This is a genomic window from Shewanella sp. GutCb (genome assembly GCF_002836135.1).
GTDB lineage: Bacteria > Pseudomonadota > Gammaproteobacteria > Enterobacterales > Shewanellaceae > Shewanella.
This window is the reverse complement of record NZ_PJBL01000027.1, coordinates 105464-122420: the sequence shown is the minus strand read 5'-3', so window position 1 is coordinate 122420 and position 16957 is coordinate 105464. Positions and strand designations below refer to the sequence as shown.

The window sequence follows — 16957 nt, the reverse complement described above, 5'->3', positions numbered from 1 at the left end:
ATCAGCGATCTAAATATAACTTTGATGCGTATTTACACTGGATTGCATGCTAGATTAGTTGTTGTCAGCTAAATAAATAGTTTTTGAGCAAAACCAAGGATATCACTGCGCAAGTTTATGCCGTGCGGGGTCGATAAAGGAGTTGTTATGGGTAACAGTATCGTGGCGTTAAAAGCGGTATCTAAAGGATTTAATGACGGCGATAAATATCATCAAGTGCTAGATGATATTAACCTACAACTTGAAAGTGCAGACACTGTTGCACTAACAGGACCCAGCGGCTGCGGAAAAAGCACCTTGCTTAACATTATCGGTGGTTTTGAATTTATCGATAGTGGCAGACTTTCGCTATTCGACAATGACACCACCCCTTGGCAAGATAAGCAGTGGAGCCAATTTCGGCGTCAGCATTTAGGCGTTGTCTTCCAGCAGTTCAATCTACTCACCCCGCTCAATGTAAAAGACAATATTGCTTTTTCTTTACGCTTGAATCGACAATCGTGGACACCATGGTGCGATCATCTGCTCAAGCAGTTAGGCTTAGACACCGTGAAACATCGTCATGTTGAAACGCTTTCAGGCGGACAACAACAACGCGTCGCGATTGCTCGAGCCTTAGCGCATCAGCCCAAATTACTGTTAGCCGATGAACCCACGGGTAATCTTGACGAAAAAGCCGGTAAAGAAGTAATGCAACTGCTTACCGAACTGGCTCGCGAATCAAATACCAGTATTCTAATGGTGACGCATAGCGCTGAGTGCGCGGCATTCATGCAAAGACGCTGGCATTTAGAGCAAGGCAACATCAATGAGTAGCCAATTAGGCTTAACCGTTCGACTCAGCCTGGCTGTTTTTGCTCGGCATTACCTCAAAGCTCCCTTACAAGCAGGCGCTATTTTATTGGGTTTTATTTTGGCAGTAATGCTGCTAATCGGGGTGCGTGCCACTAACGAAAATGCAGTGCGCAGCTACTCACAAGCGACTGAGCTGTTAAGCCAACGTGCACAACTCATTTTAGCGCCCGTCGCAGGTAAAAAAGTCATCGCTGATTCGGTCTATATCAGCCTGCGTCAAGCTGGCGTAACCCAATCATTGGCGGTGTTATCAGGTACCGTCACAGATAGCAAAGGCCAGCGCTGGGATATTCAAGCCAGTGACCTCATCGCCGCGCTCTCAATACAACAATACCAGAGCAAATCCAATGACACCGCAAAACCCGCCAAAGTATCAATGCTTTCAAGTGGCATTCCGCTAGCCAAATTGCTCTCTGGCAAACCTTATATACTCATGAGTGAAAGTCATGCTGAGCAAGTTGCCCCAAAAGGCATACTCGAACTCGAAGGTGTCATGCTGTCAGTCATTTCAGTTAGCGACGAATTCGGTCTAGGGAATGCCATTTTAATGGATATTTCCCTCGGACAGCGGTTACTCGACCGTCCAGGGGAACTGAGTTATATCGCGCTCTTTGGCAATGCCAGTCAATTAACCGCAAGAGTCAGTCAAATATTTAGTCAGCAAAGCGGTAAGCAGTTTGAGTTAGCGCAGCAAGATGAGGGAGAAGGACTCACCAGTTTGACCCGCAGTTTTCATTTAAACCTCACGGCAATGAGCTTACTCGCCTTTGTTGTCGGGCTGTTTATCGCTTATAACGGTGTACGTTATAGCTTATTAAAACGACAAAAGTTGTTAGTGCAACTGCAGCAGCAAGGTGTCCCACAACGCGCATTGTTAATTGCACTTTTTCTGGAGCTATTTGGCTTAGTCATTATGGGGTCGGTGCTCGGTTTTATCTTGGGCTTACAGTTAAGTCACTGGTTACAACCGATGATAGCGTTAACGCTTGAGCAGCTTTATGGTGCCAGGCTGTTACCGGGCTTATGGCAGTGGAGTTGGCTCTATCAAGCTATTGCACTCACTTTTGTAGCAGCCATATGTGCATGTTTACCGCTGTTTAATGCGCTGGCTAAACAGCCACTCGCGCGCAGTAGCAGTCGTTTTGAGCAACAACGCTATGCGGGTAAATATCAACGAATACTGTTTGTAACAGCAATAGGTTTACTAACACTAGCCGCAACACTTTTTCCCTTTAGCCGCGACTATCAACATAGCTTAATCCTGTTGGGTGTTGTCACGGTTGCCATCCCTCTATTACTGCCATTATCACTGCAACTTTGCTTGTCTGTTGCCGCACGTGTAAGTCGTAATGGCTTGTGGCAATACGCAGTGGCTGAGAGTAAAGAGCTAATTGCGCCATTGTCGTTAGCAATGATGGCCATGTTACTCGCACTTACCGCCAATATATCGATGAACACCTTAGTAGGCAGTTTTGAAATAACACTTAAGAACTGGTTAGATGCTCGCTTATATGCCGATATTTATATTCGCCCACCCAATGACAAAATCGAGGCGACCCAAACACTGTTAGCCAAACAGGCTAAAGTCAGCGCCGTCTATGGCCAATGGGTGCATAAAAGTCATTATCAGAATGCGCCAGTCAGCCTGATGACACGAGATGTTCACTCACTGAGAAACAGTAACCAAATGAAGGCACAAGTAGATAACTTATGGCCGCAGTTTTTTGAAGGCCGTGCCTTGATGATCAGCGAGCCAATGGCGATTAAGTATCGACTTGAGGTGGGCGATCTTGTCTCGTTACCTGAATTTAAAAATGCCTCACAGCCACCTTTACCTATCGGGGCGATCTTTTATGATTACGGTAATCCGTTAGGGCAAGTGATTGTCAGCCAACATACGTGGCAGCGATTAGCATTGCCGAGCAGTCCCACCAGTATCGCCGCCAGCTACACTGGAGAGATAGCCGAGCTTGAGCAGATCTTACAACAGCAAATACCGTTATCGGCGGCGCAGATGTATAACCAAGCCAAGATAAAACTACGTGCGCTGGAGATTTTTAAACGCACTTTTTCAATAACCTTAGTGCTCAACAGCCTAACACTGATGGTTGCAGCCATCGGACTGTTCAGCGCCTGTTTGATGCTCACTCAAGCAAGACAGGCACCATTGGCTCGACTATATGCACTTGGCGTCAGCCGCAATCAACTGCGCGGCATCGTATCATTGCAAATGCTGTTGATTGTATTGTTCACCTGTCTACTCGCATTACCCGCAGGCGCACTCCTTGGCTACCTGTTGATTAACAAAGTGACCCTGCAAGCCTTTGGTTGGAGTATCGCCATGGTGTGGGACTGGCAAGCTTATTTTCAAGTTGTGCTTATCGCGCTTGGGGCAAGTGCGCTGGCAGTGCTACTGCCGCTCTATTGGCAAACCCGTAAACCGCTGATAACCAGTTTGCAGCAGGAGGCATTATGAACAGAGCCTTACTCTCGGCTTTATTGATAAGCTTCATTAACGTGTTCATTACAGCCTGTTCGCCTGCGGCGTCACCTTCAACAGGCATGGGACAGTTACTCGATGGTAATGCCCAAGGTTATACTCCCGTCACGCCAAATGTCAGTTTGCAGTTTCCTGCTGATCATATGGCACATAATGATTTTAGGCAGGAGTGGTGGTACCTCACCGCCAACCTTGAAACAGAATCAAAAGAACAAGTGGGACTCCAGTGGACTCAGTTTCGTATCGCACTTTCACCACCATCAGCACCACCTGCTCAACAAGCAGATAGAGCACTGCTAGCCAATAGCGCCATCGATAGATCACCTTGGCAGACAAAGCAGCTTTATATGTCCCATACCGCCGTCACTAGCAAGAGCAGCCATAAAGCTGAAGAGAAGTGGTCTCGAGGTCACCAGAGTATTACTGGTACACAAGCAGAGCCGTTAACCATCCGTCAAGATGATTGGCAATGGCGCAGTCAAAGCAAACAGCTATTTCCGGCCACATTAAATGTAGCAAGTTCAGATTTCAGCTATCAACTGCAACTGGATACAACTGCACCTTTTCAACTGCAAGGCGATAACGGTTATAGCGTAAAAAATGCCGCTGGCAGCGTCGCCTCCTACTATTATAGCCAGCCGTTTATCACGGTGACAGGCAGCCTGGTAAGAGATGGAAAGCGAGAAAAGGTCAGTGGGCATGCTTGGTTAGACAGAGAGTGGAGTTCGCAGTTTCTATCGAAAACTCAGCAAGGCTGGGACTGGTTTGCGATTAGATTGGATAGCACCAGCACCCTAATGCTGTTTCAGCTTAGGGATGACACTGGCGACCAATCTCATTTTTACAGTGGCAGACGCATGTACCAAGATGGCCGTGGCCATAATATCAGTAATCAACAAATTACCATGACAGCAACCGCATGGCAGCAAACACCATCGGGCAGATACCCTGTCCAATGGCATATCCAGATCCCATCGGAAAATATCGATATTACGACTACCCCGCTGAATAACGATTCCAGTATGCCGCTCTCTATCCCTTATTGGGAAGGCCCTATCGATATTAGCGGCACACATAATGGAACGGGTTATATGGAACTCACTGGATATTAAGCATCAAATCTCTACTCGGGCCTGCATAAAGGCCCGCTACTGCTAACGACCGCCGCTACAAGTAAACCTTAAATAAGAATGGTTATCATTAATCAAGCTTTTGAATATACTCATTATTTAATGTAGCGCAAGCTAACATTCTAAATGGACAAAAACCAATCAAGCTTCTAATCTTTATTGACAAATTTGAGAACTAGATCACCTAGAAAAAGTTGATCTTGGTCGATAAAAAACCTCATTACCCCTTGTGAGGTATACCCACAATTTATTTGAGGTCTAGACTCAATATAAATCTTGGTAAGTAGCCAGTCATTTTTATGCAATGTTATTTACCGAAACGAAGAAGGTAAAAAGATGAGCAAAGAATTTCATATCACCAGCTTAGTTGTGCACGCCGCGAGTAAGTCTGTTGCAGATATCACCCAGCGCTTATCTGCGCTTGAAGGCGCCGAAATCCATGCCGTTACCGATGAAGGCAAATTTGTGGTCACCTTAGAAGGTGAAACACAACGCTCTATCCTCGATAACGTTGAAGCTATTAATGCCTTTGAAGGCGTTATTAATAGTAGCCTAATTTACCATCAAGTCGATCCAATCGATCCAGTAGAACAGAAGAGTGAGGAACACCATGAGCATTAGCCGTCGCGAGTTTCTAAAAGCCAACGCTGCAGTTGCCGCCGCAACAGCCGTAGGTGTAACTCTGCCAGTGAAGATAGTCGAAGCTGCAGAGCAAAAAGATAGCATTAAGTGGGACAAAGCACCTTGTCGTTTTTGTGGCGTAGGTTGTAGTGTTCTTGTAGGCACAGAAAATGGCAAAGTCGTCGCGACTCAGGGCGATCCTGAAAGCCCTGTGAACAAAGGCCTTAACTGTATTAAGGGCTACTTTCTATCTAAGATCATGTACGGAAAAGACCGTCTAACCACGCCTCTTTTACGCATGACTGACGGCAAATATGATAAAGAAGGTGAATTCACTCCAGTCAGCTGGGATACCGCACTAGACACAATGGCTGATAAGTGGAAACACACACTTAAGACTAAAGGCCCAACTGCAGTCGGTATGTTTGGTTCAGGCCAATGGACTATTTGGGAAGGTTACGCTGCCTCTAAACTACACAAAGCGGGCTTCCTGACTAACAATATCGACCCTAACGCTCGTCACTGTATGGCTTCTGCTGTAGGTGGCTTTATGCGTACCTTCGGTATCGATGAGCCAATGGGTTGTTATGATGACCTTGAAGCCGCTGATGAGTTCGTCCTTTGGGGCGCTAACATGGCAGAGATGCATCCAATCCTTTGGGCTCGTCTTTCTGATCGCCGCTTAAGCAGCCCGACCAGCCGCGTACATGTATTGTCAACTTACCAAAACCGCAGCTTCGACTTAGCCGATAACGCCATGGTTTTCCGTCCTCAGTCTGACTTAGCGATATTGAACTACATCGCTAACTACATCATCCAAAATGATGCTGTTAATAAAGACTTTGTCACTAAACACACTAAGTTTGCACTCGGTACTACCGATATTGGTTACGGTTTGCGTCCAGAGCATCCGCTAGAGCAAAAAGCTAAGAATCCAGGTAACGGTAAGTCAGCGCCGATTAGCTTCGACGAATACGCTAAATTCGTTAGCACTTATACGCTTGAATACGCTGCTGAAATGAGTGGTGTAGAGCCAGAAAAACTTGAATTAATGGCTAAGGCTTATGCCGATCCAAAAGTGAAAGTAATGAGCTTGTGGACCATGGGAATTAACCAACACGTTCGTGGTGTTTGGGCTAACAACATGCTCTATAACATCCACTTACTAACAGGTAAGATTGCCACTCCTGGTAACAGCCCATTCTCACTAACCGGTCAACCATCAGCCTGTGGTACTGCGCGTGAAGTGGGTACATTCTCACACCGTCTGCCAGCAGACATGGTCGTTAAGAATCCTAAGCACCGTAAGATCACCGAAGATCTATGGCAGCTACCTGAAGGCACGATTCCGCCAAAGCCCGGTTACCACGCGGTATTACAAACGCGTATGCTTAAAGATGGCAAGCTGAACTGTTATTGGAATATGTGTACCAACAACATGCAAGCCGGCGCAAACATCAATGAAGAGATCTACCCAGGGTTCCGTAATCCAGAAAACTTTATTGTAGTGTCAGATCCCTACCCAACCGTTACCGCGATGGCTGCTGACTTGATTCTACCTACCGCGATGTGGGTTGAGAAAGAAGGTGCTTACGGTAACGCTGAACGTCGTACTCACATGTGGCATCAACAAGTTAAACCACCAGAAGGCGCTAAGTCTGACTTATGGCAGCTAATGGAGTTCTCTAAGCGCTTCAAAGTGTCTGAAGTTTGGCCTGCTGAACTTATTGCTAAGAAACCAGAATACGCTGACAAGACGCTTTATGAGGTGTTATTTGCCAACGGTGTTGTCGATAAGTTCCCAGCTGATGAGTGTAAAGCGGATCTTAATGATGAGTCTGACGCCTTTGGTTATTACGTTCAAAAAGGTCTATTCGAAGAGTACGCCCAGTTTGGACGTGGTCATGGTCACGATCTAGCCGATTTCGATACTTACCATGAAAACCGCGGTGCACGTTGGCCTGTCGTTAATGGTAAAGAGACGCTACGTCGCTTCGTTGAAGGCAGCGATCCGTATGTTAAACCAGGTGAAGGCTTTAACTTCTACGGTAAGCCAGACGGTAAAGCGGTTATCTTTGCACTACCCTATGAGCCTGCTGCGGAAGAACCAAACGAAGAGTACGATATCTGGTTATCAACCGGTCGAGTTCTAGAGCATTGGCATACTGGTTCAATGACAGCCCGTGTACCTGAGCTATATCGCGCTTACCCAGATGCACAAATTTTCATGCATCCAGAAGATGCTAAAGCACGTGGCGTAAAACGCGGTGACGAAGTGATTGTAGCCTCGCCTCGTGGTGAAGTTAAGACAAGAGTAGAAACTAAAGGCCGTAACAAGCCGCCAAGAGGCGTGGCATTTATGCCGTTCTTCGATGCGCGCCAATTGGTCAACAAACTGTTACTCGACGCGACAGATCCTCTGTCAAAAGAGACAGATTTCAAGAAGTGTCCAGTTAAAGTGACTAAAGCATAACTAACCCATAAGCGGAGATAAACTAATGAAAAAATTATTGACTGCAGCTGCGTTAGTGATGGCGCTCAGCGCATGTTCAGGCCAGCAAGCAAATACGCCAGCAGAGCCTGTTAACATCAATTCACTTGGACAGTCTGCAATCACCGAGATTCGGGCAGCAGACCCTGCTGCAACGTATCCCAAACGTGGTAAGTCGATTGAACGTACTTTTGTACATCAACCACCGATGATCCCACACAAAGCGGGATACCCAATTACACTGAAGAAAAACGGCTGTATGAGTTGTCATAGTCCAGCAAAAGCAAAACGCATGAAAGCGACCCAGATCGATCCGTCGCATTTGCTTGCCGATGCCAAACTGAACGATCATTACTACAACTGTACTCAGTGTCACACACCGCAAGCTGAGAACAAGACCGAATTGGTTGAGAACACATTCTCAAACAACTAAGTTAGTAAGCTATTTACTGAGCTTGAAAATTAAAAACCACCTCAAATGAGGTGGTTTTTTTATCGGTTAAATTTATCTTTAACGATCACCTCCCAACCCCATAAAATTAAGCAGTAAATTTCTAACAGCTGTTATTTTGTGGACTTAATCCAGCTCTAGACACAAAAGCCCTATCAAGCCTTGATACTGGTCAATTAACATCCAAATTAACTGCCTTGCTCTATCATTATTGACTATAGATCAACTGACAACACAAAACTGAATAGTGAGAGGAGATGTGGTCATTCCGGGGTTAACGAGCAAGCAGGCGATAATGCTATTGAGGCAGTATGGTGAAAATAGTTTGCCTAAACCGCCAAAAAATAGTTTCTTTCGACTGTTTATGGTCCAGTTTCGTAGCGCATTCATTTATGTGTTATTGGTGGCGGTTATTGTTTGCTTACTGCTTGGCCAGCTTATTAATGCGTTCTTTATCTCGGTAGTATTACTGCTTAACGCGCTCATTGGCGCCATTCAAGAATACTCAGCACAACAAGCAGCCGATTCATTAGCGCATATGGTGCCGCAGCAAAGTAGAGTACTCCGAGATGGCCATCCGGTACTCGTTGACAGTAAAAGCTTGGTGCCTGGTGATTGGGTTATCCTCAATGGCGGTGACCGTATCGGTGCTGACATCCATCTTAAACAATCCAGTCAATTTCAGGTCGATGAGTCGGCTCTCACCGGTGAATCCGCTTCTGTCAGTAATAAGAAGCAGGCTTTTGCCGGCACCTTAGTCACCCATGGCCGAGCCGAGGGAGAAGTCTTCGCAACAGGAACCCACACTCAGATTGGACAGATCGCCGACTTAGTCCACCAGGGCGGCAATACTAAGCCGCCACTGATGCAACGAATCGATCAGTTCACACTGCGCATCGCGATAGCCATCATCATTATTATTGCGCTCATATTTGGCCTGACCTTAATGCGGGGTGCCGCCCTCTCTGATGTGTTTTTACTCGGCGTGGCATTGGCCGTATCTGCGATCCCAGAAGGGTTACCCGCAGCGATCACTGTCGCTCTCGCTATCGGCATGAAACGAATGGCAAAAGCCAACGTAATCGTCCGCAAATTGGTGGCGGTGGAAACGCTAGGTTCCTGTACCTTTATCGCCTCAGATAAGACCGGCACATTAACGGTCAATGAGATGACGATTGGGCAAATATGGCTTGCGAACGGGCAGAGATATCAGGTGACGGGAGAGGGATTGAGCCCGACAGGTATTGTCCAATCTAAGGATAACAAGTCCCCTGCTGACTTAACGCTAGACCCCGCACTCAAACAGTTAGCCACTGCGGGAGTGCTCGCCAATGAAGCGCATCTGGTATTTGAAAAAAATGAGTTGCACGCTGATGGCGATGGTGTTGATTTGGCTTTCCTCATATTAGGTCACAAACTCAAACTGCCCTCTACCACGCTGCGGCAGAAACGGCTGACCCTTTTTCCCTATGAATCAGAAAAAGGCTTCAGTGCCAGCATTGATGATAGCGAGCTAGGCCCATCAATCTCAGTCAAAGGTGCGGTAGAAAAACTTATCCCTATGTGTTTGCTTAGCTCAGAACAGCAGCAAATCATTCTCAGGCAAACGCATTCGATGGCTATGCACGGCTACCGGGTACTCGCATTAGCTCGCGGCTTAGGCAACCCCGTAGATAGTCATTTCAATGATCTCGAATTTCTCGGGCTTGTTGCCATGAGTGACCCCCTTAGACCCGATGCCATAAGTGCGATCGCCTCCTGCCGAGAAGCACAAATCAAGGTCGCTATGATCACCGGTGACCACCCTGCTACCGCGCTAACGCTGGCACAACAGCTTAATATTGCCACAAAGGATGATAGTGCGATAACAGGTCTGGCTCTGGAAAAAGCAATGCATCAGGGTGAAAGTGAATTTGATCAACTAGTCTCTAGTCACAGGGTGTTTGCTAGAGTTAAGCCTAAACAAAAGATGGAGATCACTCAATCGCTTATCAGGCAGGGAGAGTTTGTCGCTATGACCGGAGATGGCGTCAATGATGCACCGGCCCTCAAACACGCTCATGTCGGTATTGCCATGGGGCTCAGGGGAACCGATGTTGCCAGAGAAAGCGCCGCATTGGTCCTCACCGATGATAAGTTTAGTTCGATTGTAAAAGGGATCATCGAAGGGCGTATCGTCTATAACAATATTCGCAAGGTGATTTATTTGCTCATCAGTACTGGTGCAGCAGAGATCTTCCTTTTTATTCTCAGTGTGTTATTTGCACTACCGATCCCGCTTTTCCCACTGCAGATCCTCTGGCTGAATATCGTCACTAATGGGGTGCAGGATGTCGCACTCGCCTTCGAGCCCGCTGAAGGTAAGGAGCTATCTCAACCGCCACGATCACCAAAGGAGCCCATTTTCGATCGTTTAATGCTCGAAAGAGTTGTGACCAGTGCACTCACAATGGGCTTGGTAGCATTTGGTTTATTTGCTATATCGCTAAACATGGGCGCTGATGAAGTGGAAGCTCGCAACCTCACGCTTATGTTGATGGTGTTATTTGAAAATGTACACGCGCTCAATAGCCGTTCTGAACACAGGTCGCTACTGCAGATCTCTTTGTTTAGTAACCCTATCCTGCTTATCGGCATCCTTGTGGCCCAAGGGATCCATATTGGCGCCATGTATACCCCTGGACTAAATGATGCACTCCAGCTTAGTCCCATCAGTTTAGGTCACTGGTTGATCTTACTCGCCACAGCTTCAGTGCTCTTTATTGTGGACGAGGTACATAAAAGGTACTGGCGTATTAAACATCATCCGAACTTGGTAATCCCAATAGCTGATCGTCGGCCGGAATAACCAACACGTTGCTGCGCACACGGCTGATAATGGACTCAGCCATGTTGCCAATAACATAGCCAAAAATACCGCGACGCTGACATGCTCCAAGCACTAAGTCTCGCACCTTAAAACGGCAGGCAAGCTCATAAAGGCAAAGATCAGGTTCGCCAACAGTAATGTGAATGCAGTCAGGATCGAGATCTAGTTTAGCTAATTGATGTTGATATTTTTGATAAGCCTCTTTGACTAATGTGTTGGTATTGATCAAGTCCATATCGCGGATCAACTTAGGCACTCTAATGACAAAGGCTAGATGTAGTTTACTGCCCTTAGCTTTGGCTAGTGCCTTACCATGCTTAATAACCAATTGATTAAGTTGTTTTTTAATAGGCTTATCACTACCCAGATCGACTGCCATCATGACGGCATTGCCCCTATGCAAAGGGTTATCTGTCAGTAACATTAACGGAATTTTGACATTACGGATCAAATTCCAATCAACAGGTAGATAGTGATCCGCATGATGTACCGCTTTTACCATGAGATCGAAACCATGACGAATAGAATGATAACAGGCATGTTCAGACAGATCTTTGCTCCATACGCTATGGACGGGGACATCTTCTGCCTGCAATTTTTCCAGTTCGCCTTCCACTTTCGCCTCTCGCTGCTTCATCATATTCTTATGCGCTACTGCTGCAAAGCGAGGGTTGTAATACTCTGCGCTGCCGAAATATTCAAAGCTATAAGCAAAAATTTCTGCACGTTTACCCAATGCGTTTGCCAACTCTATTCCCGTCGCAATAGCATCGGTATGAGATTCCTCTCTTTGCGAAATAATAAACACCTTGTCCATGGTTTACTCCTGCCATTATTACCTTACTCTAGCTTAGACAAGCATATGCGTCCTCGCCTCAGGATGACGCATATACATGATCAAGATCAAAGCGCTGTTATTAACCAAATAAGGGGGCAACAGTGGCAATAGATAGCTTTGTCATTTCCATTTTTCTTATTCTACTTTTTGGCCGCTTGCTAGGGGAGCTTGCTCGTCGATTAGGCTCCCCCGCCGTCGTGGGGGAGATTATGGCGGGACTGCTGATTGGCCCTTCGATTCTGGGTTGGGTTACTCCGCATAATACTCTGTCGGTTCTGGCTGAATTAGGGGTGATTTTACTGCTATTTGATATCGGCTGTGATACTTCCATTAAGCGTCTATATCATGCTCGTGGACACTCAACCTGGGTAGCATTAAGCGGTATTTTAGTTCCTGCTGTGGTCGCCAGTACTGCCGCTGCATACTGGCTTAATTTACCCTCATTTACTGCGCTATTCTTCGGCTGTGCCCTAACGGCCACCAGCATTGGAATATCAATACGAGTGATGGCTCAAGCAAAACAAACACAAACGATTGAGGGCCAAGTGATCTTGGGCGCTGCCGTAATAGATGATATCGCTGGGGTAATATTACTGAGCATATTATTGAATTTTCATGATTCAGGCAGTTTAAGTGTCGGTTCGATACTCATATTAACCATTAAAGTTATTGGGTTTTTACTTATCGCTCCACCCTTTGCGCGCGTATTGATTTATCTAGCACGCGGCCTTCAGCCTCAGTTTAACCAATCCGGTTACGCTGTTTTTATCGTGATCACTCTAATCTGTTTATTTGCATGGTTAGCTCACTTATTCGGTGCGCCCGCACTATTAGGTGGCTTTGCCGTTGGAATGGCATTATCTAAGCAGTTTATTTCGCCGATAAACCGTTACCTACGCAATCCTTTTCATTTTACTCATCAACTGGAAAAGTCGACCAAACCACTCATCGATATTTTCGCACCGATATTTTTTGTTTATGTTGGCATTACCGTTGATCTAAGCCAGTTAGAACTCACTACAACAGGCTTACTGCTACTACTTTGGCTGGCACTGATCGCCATCTTGACTAAACTCGCAGCCGGTCTAACAGCAAAGGGATCATGGCGAAGAAAACTCATCATTGGCTGTGCGATGGTTCCTCGCGGTGAAGTAGGTCTAGTGTTTGCTGAAATGGGCCGCCAAGCCAGCATCATTTCACCTAAGTTATTCACCGAATTAGTCATGGTTATCGTCGTCACGACCATCGCCGGACCGCTCATGCTAAAGTGGTCACTCAAAGGACAGAGATTGATCCATAAGTAAGTGCGTCTACGACGATACATGATAATTCTAGTTAACTGTTCATCAAGATGTTGATGTTCAATAATCGGTCGAAGAGGAAGTACTAGACTCTTTGTAGAAAAGTACATTGAATAATAAGCATTTGCCTAATCACCGCGCTATATAGGCGATAGTATAAATAGCCAGAACATGATTCTGTTCAATGACAATAGCTGCTGATTTCAATTTATTAAACAGCCTTATTCAGCGTAATGTCTCTTGCCTTCGCTCTAGATTCAGGTAACGTTAGAGTTATATCAATCGAAAGAAGAAGCGCTTATATGAAGTCTGGTAAACATGATGTACAGCTACTTAAGCTCGCGATGGAAATCGGAGTAGGTTACGCCAAGAAAAGAGGCTTTGCCGACTTTGGTCAAGGTATTTCCCCCAAAGACAAAGTGGAATGTATTTACCGATTATTAGTAAAAGACAACTTGATTCAAGCTTTGTCAAAAGACAAAGAAGATGGTCCAAATATGAAACACAAATTAGTGCTGTGGATCAGCCGTCAACTTCCCGAAAACCACGAATTACTGAACTAATATATTCCGCAATCGAGCCTGTCGCATCTAATGCGGTAGGTTCCCCGCTAATCTCGCCAACAACGTCACCAACAACGTCACCAACAACGTCACCAACAACGTCACCAACAACGTCACCAACAACGCCATTAATAATACTTCGGTGTTGATCGATCAAGAGCCGCTTTACGTATTAATTTTTATGAATAAAATAAATCCTAAAAAACTGCTGCAAAGTAAGTGGACCGCACTAAAGCCGATGCAGAAACAGAAGCACTTTATGGTCACTAAAATGGAATTTGATGAAATGGGAGATGTGGAACGCTGCCAAATTGAAGCGGTATTAACCCGCACTCAATATGACATTAATTGGCGCGAGCTAACCGACGAAAGCTGTTGGATATTTGGTTGGAAATAAGCCGTTCGATACTCGTAAAGCACTTACAATGTTTCTTTACTAGGCTCTTCAACTGAACATTTCTGCTCATTAGTATCAGCTTGTTTCTTTTGTGCACAATCTTGCTCAAGTGGCATTGCTGCTAAATATAGTGCTTGGGCGAATAAACCTTGGTATGACTTCATGTTGACGACCTCTCAAAACTGGGATAATTGGTTGGATATGTGCTTTAGGTCAAAGTAATCTGGTTCAGACTATTAGTAAAATGAATAATAGCCATCAACTAGATTCCAAATAAGCATGAACATCCAAATAAAAAGTTTACACTGCTTCCTAACCCTAGTCGAAGTGGGCAATTATACTCGGGCAGCAGAGAAGCTTCATCTCACTCAACCTACCTTAACGAAGATGATCCAACGCCTTGAAGATAATCTCGGCCAGCCTTTACTGATCCGAAATAATCAAAAGGTGATTGCCACCGAAGCAGGCAGAGCTTTAGTGTGCACTGCGCAACAAATAGTGGGCCAATGGCACCGACTTAGGGAAGATCTCAATAACTTAAATGGATTACAAACAGGCCAACTTAGGCTTGGAGTATGCCCAATGATGGGCGAAATGATCATCGAATTAGTCGCTCATTTTCGACAGAAATATCCCGGAATTGAACTCAGTATTCAAGAACTCGGCGGCTTTGGTGCAGAGCAGGCGCTGTTAAATGACAGTTTAGATTTGACCTTTACCGCATTACCGACAACACATGCTCAGGAGTTTAACAGCTTAGATCTTAAGGGTTACCCCTTGCTTGCTTGCATGCCAAAAGATCACTTACTAGCTAAAAATGAGAGTATTAGCTGGCAAGATCTAGCGCCTTACCCATTCATCTTATACAACGATGATTTTTCACTGACAAAGCTTATTTATCGATTAAGTCGCGCTGCCAATGTCGATCTTAACATTGCCGCTCAAAGTGGCCAGTGGGACTTTATTGCCGCCATGGTTGAAGCCAAGATGGGCGTGGCTATTTTGCCTAAACCTATCTGCCAGAAAGTTAATTCAGAAAACCTTATTTATAAAACTCTCTCGCCGCAACTAACATGGGATTTAGCACTTATTTGGCGGAAAAATTTACCCCTGACACCTGCCGCATCAACTTTTTTAAAACTAAGCAAAGAGTTAAGTGCAAACTAAAGCAAACCATTGGCAGATCGAATAGCTAGTAACGTGTAGCGATTCGGTGCATTCGTTATCATCACCGCATTGACAAATTCTGTCTAACAAGAAATTGCGGAGCTAGATATGACAAAACTAATTAATTTATTTAAAACCAGTATCTTGGGAGGGTTTCTTGTGGTCTTTCCTTTGTTACTGCTATCTCTCATGGCAGATGAGTTAATTGATCTTTTGATCGGCCTGTCAGATCCTTTAGTGCAACTTTTACCGAATTCGAGCATGAGATCAGACGTTGATCCATTAGTGTTAGCACTACTTGCATTAGGCCTGACCTCATTTATTTTTGGCCTTTTTTTAAGATCGACTTTTATGACTAATCTATTTACCTGCATTGAGCGTAATACTATAGGTCGCTTAACCCTTTATCGCTCAATAAAACAAATAGCGAAGGGCATTTTTCGTGATAATAGCTCCACAGAAGCCCACGGACAGAACGATAGCGGCTTTCGAGCAGCATTGCTTTGCAACAACGATGGTAGCCAACAATTTGCTTATCTTATTGAGCAGGATGACAGATATTCTACGGTACTTATCCCTTATGCCCCCGCAGGATTCACTGGACCAGTAAAAATAGTTAAAAATGAAAAAATTGTGGTGATTGAGAACAGTATTGGTGATGTTAGCGCCGTATTAAGTCAATGGGGCAATGGAGCATTAGCATTGACTGCAAAACATACTCGATAGGTTTTACGGGAACGTTAGGAGCATAATAGGAAACAGTTTTTCCCCTGACGTTTCACTTGATACATAGCCTTGTCAGCTTGTTCATATACATCGCTAAACAGCTCGTTTTTACCAAAAACGGCAATGCCGATACTCAAGCCAACCTTAATACTGTGATTTTCGATATTTAAGGGCTGTGCAAATAACTGCAGCATTGCATTCGCCACTGTTTCTAATTGTACACTGGCTTTTGATGGGTATAGCACCACAAACTCATCGCCTCCTAAGCGCGCAATATCGGTTGTCTGCCCTAGATATGAAGTTAAAATATTAGCAATACGGATCAACAAGCTGTCACCAAACTTGTGACCATAGTGGTCATTATTGGCTTTAAAGTCATCCAGATCGATAAACAGTAGCGCGCCACCTGCACCCTGTTGTAATTTTGACTGTTCAAAAGCCTCCATTAACGCTTTACGGTTCAATAAACCGGTTAGAGGGTCTTTGTGTGCCAGTTCAGCTAAACCCATTTCATAACGCTTCTCTTGGGTGATATCGATATGAGTTCCCATAATCCTAATCGGATGACCATGTTCATCAAATTCAACAATTCGGCCGCGATCTGACACCCAACTAACGCTGCCATCCTTATGTAACATTCGGTGAGTCACTTGGTAGGAGTCTGTCTTGCCTTTAACATGGTCGTCAAAGTTGGCGACAACCCAATCACGATCTTCTGGGTGCAAGTTACCCTTCCAACTGTCGACATGAGCGGCAAGTTCATCGATGGTATACCCCAATAACGACCCCCATTCCATATTGAACATCGTGAGGTTACCTGACGGAATATGTTGTTCCCATAAACACAAACCTGTGCCATCTAACGCCGCATTTAGCTTTTCTTGCAATACAGCATTTTGTCGAACAAGCTCAGCCTGATCATCTCTAAGCTGATTATTTTCTTGTTCCAGAGTGCTAAGCATTTTTTGCAGCTTGGCTTGTTCAGTCTTAGCTTGGTTCATTAATCGTAATACTGATGAGGTCAGCCATTCAGCCCCTCATCAATTGA

Annotated in this window: 16 protein-coding genes; 12 read left to right on the top strand and 4 right to left on the bottom strand. The window is 45.2% G+C overall.

The window, feature by feature from the left end; all coding sequences use genetic code 11:
- Positions 1 to 147: 147 nt before the first annotated feature.
- The 7 genes from CXF86_RS16920 to CXF86_RS16890 all read left to right on the top strand — a co-directional run bounded on the left by CXF86_RS16920 (position 148) and on the right by CXF86_RS16890 (position 10896).
- Positions 148 to 816 carry an ABC transporter ATP-binding protein gene (locus CXF86_RS16920; RefSeq protein ID WP_102039585.1) on the top strand — a complete coding sequence of 223 codons (669 nt, stop codon included), beginning with the start codon at positions 148 to 150 and terminating at the stop codon, positions 814 to 816.
- A complete protein-coding gene (locus CXF86_RS16915) occupies positions 809 to 3331 on the top strand; it encodes an ABC transporter permease (RefSeq protein WP_102039584.1) in 2523 nt (840 codons plus the stop codon). Before CXF86_RS16920 ends, CXF86_RS16915 begins: the two co-directional genes overlap by 8 nt.
- Positions 3328 to 4467 carry a lipocalin-like domain-containing protein gene (locus tag CXF86_RS16910; RefSeq protein WP_102039583.1) on the top strand — a complete coding sequence of 380 codons (1140 nt, stop codon included), beginning with the start codon at positions 3328 to 3330 and terminating at the stop codon, positions 4465 to 4467. Before CXF86_RS16915 ends, CXF86_RS16910 begins: the two co-directional genes overlap by 4 nt.
- A gap of 354 nt (positions 4468 to 4821) precedes the next feature.
- Entirely contained in the window at positions 4822 to 5106 is a 285-nt protein-coding gene (locus tag CXF86_RS16905; protein WP_101092376.1) for a chaperone NapD, read from the top strand.
- Entirely contained in the window at positions 5096 to 7579 is a 2484-nt protein-coding gene (gene napA, locus CXF86_RS16900; RefSeq protein ID WP_102039582.1) for a nitrate reductase catalytic subunit NapA, read from the top strand. The genes CXF86_RS16905 and napA overlap by 11 nt, the downstream gene beginning before the upstream one ends.
- A gap of 25 nt (positions 7580 to 7604) precedes the next feature.
- Positions 7605 to 8030 (top strand): nitrate reductase cytochrome c-type subunit, encoded by a 426-nt coding sequence (locus CXF86_RS16895; RefSeq protein WP_101092380.1) that lies wholly within the window; start codon positions 7605 to 7607, stop codon positions 8028 to 8030.
- A 265-nt stretch (positions 8031 to 8295) separates the two neighbouring features.
- Positions 8296 to 10896: a cation-translocating P-type ATPase gene (locus CXF86_RS16890; RefSeq protein WP_308303195.1), complete on the top strand. Its 2601-nt coding sequence runs from the start codon at positions 8296 to 8298 to the stop codon at positions 10894 to 10896.
- Here the strand turns inward: CXF86_RS16890 and CXF86_RS16885 are convergent.
- Complete coding sequence (locus tag CXF86_RS16885) at positions 10844 to 11734, bottom strand: universal stress protein (protein WP_101092383.1); 891 nt, start codon at positions 11732 to 11734, stop codon at positions 10844 to 10846. The genes CXF86_RS16890 and CXF86_RS16885 overlap by 53 nt on opposite strands.
- A gap of 122 nt (positions 11735 to 11856) precedes the next feature.
- Here CXF86_RS16885 and CXF86_RS16880 point away from each other — a divergent pair, with 122 nt between their 5' ends.
- The gene (locus tag CXF86_RS16880) at positions 11857 to 13059 is read left to right on the top strand and encodes a cation:proton antiporter (RefSeq protein ID WP_102039580.1); all 1203 of its coding nucleotides are present in this window, start codon (positions 11857 to 11859) and stop codon (positions 13057 to 13059) included.
- 299 nt (positions 13060 to 13358) lie between these two features.
- Complete coding sequence (locus CXF86_RS16875; RefSeq protein ID WP_101092386.1) at positions 13359 to 13619, top strand: DUF5062 family protein; 261 nt, start codon at positions 13359 to 13361, stop codon at positions 13617 to 13619.
- On the opposite strand, the gene CXF86_RS22805 is transcribed toward CXF86_RS16875, so the two are convergent.
- Entirely contained in the window at positions 13579 to 13776 is a 198-nt protein-coding gene (locus tag CXF86_RS22805; RefSeq protein WP_180961091.1) for a hypothetical protein, read from the bottom strand. The genes CXF86_RS16875 and CXF86_RS22805 overlap by 41 nt on opposite strands.
- A 24-nt stretch (positions 13777 to 13800) precedes the next feature.
- Between CXF86_RS22805 and CXF86_RS16865 the strand changes: the two genes are divergently transcribed.
- Positions 13801 to 14016, top strand: coding sequence for a TIGR02450 family Trp-rich protein (locus CXF86_RS16865; RefSeq protein ID WP_101092388.1), 216 nt, complete (start codon positions 13801 to 13803; stop codon positions 14014 to 14016).
- 23 nt (positions 14017 to 14039) lie between these two features.
- Here CXF86_RS16865 and CXF86_RS22800 read toward each other — a convergent pair whose 3' ends face one another.
- Positions 14040 to 14180 (bottom strand): hypothetical protein, encoded by a 141-nt coding sequence (locus tag CXF86_RS22800; protein WP_157822934.1) that lies wholly within the window; start codon positions 14178 to 14180, stop codon positions 14040 to 14042.
- A gap of 115 nt (positions 14181 to 14295) precedes the next feature.
- Between CXF86_RS22800 and CXF86_RS16860 the strand changes: the two genes are divergently transcribed.
- Together CXF86_RS16860 and CXF86_RS16855 are read left to right on the top strand one after the other, a co-directional pair.
- Positions 14296 to 15183 (top strand): LysR family transcriptional regulator, encoded by an 888-nt coding sequence (locus CXF86_RS16860; RefSeq protein WP_102039578.1) that lies wholly within the window; start codon positions 14296 to 14298, stop codon positions 15181 to 15183.
- A 108-nt stretch (positions 15184 to 15291) separates the two neighbouring features.
- Complete coding sequence (locus CXF86_RS16855; protein WP_102039577.1) at positions 15292 to 15909, top strand: hypothetical protein; 618 nt, start codon at positions 15292 to 15294, stop codon at positions 15907 to 15909.
- Positions 15910 to 15923: 14 nt separating this feature from the next.
- Here CXF86_RS16855 and CXF86_RS16850 read toward each other — a convergent pair whose 3' ends face one another.
- A complete protein-coding gene (locus CXF86_RS16850) occupies positions 15924 to 16910 on the bottom strand; it encodes a sensor domain-containing diguanylate cyclase (protein WP_232775030.1) in 987 nt (328 codons plus the stop codon).
- Positions 16911 to 16957 lie beyond the last annotated feature (47 nt).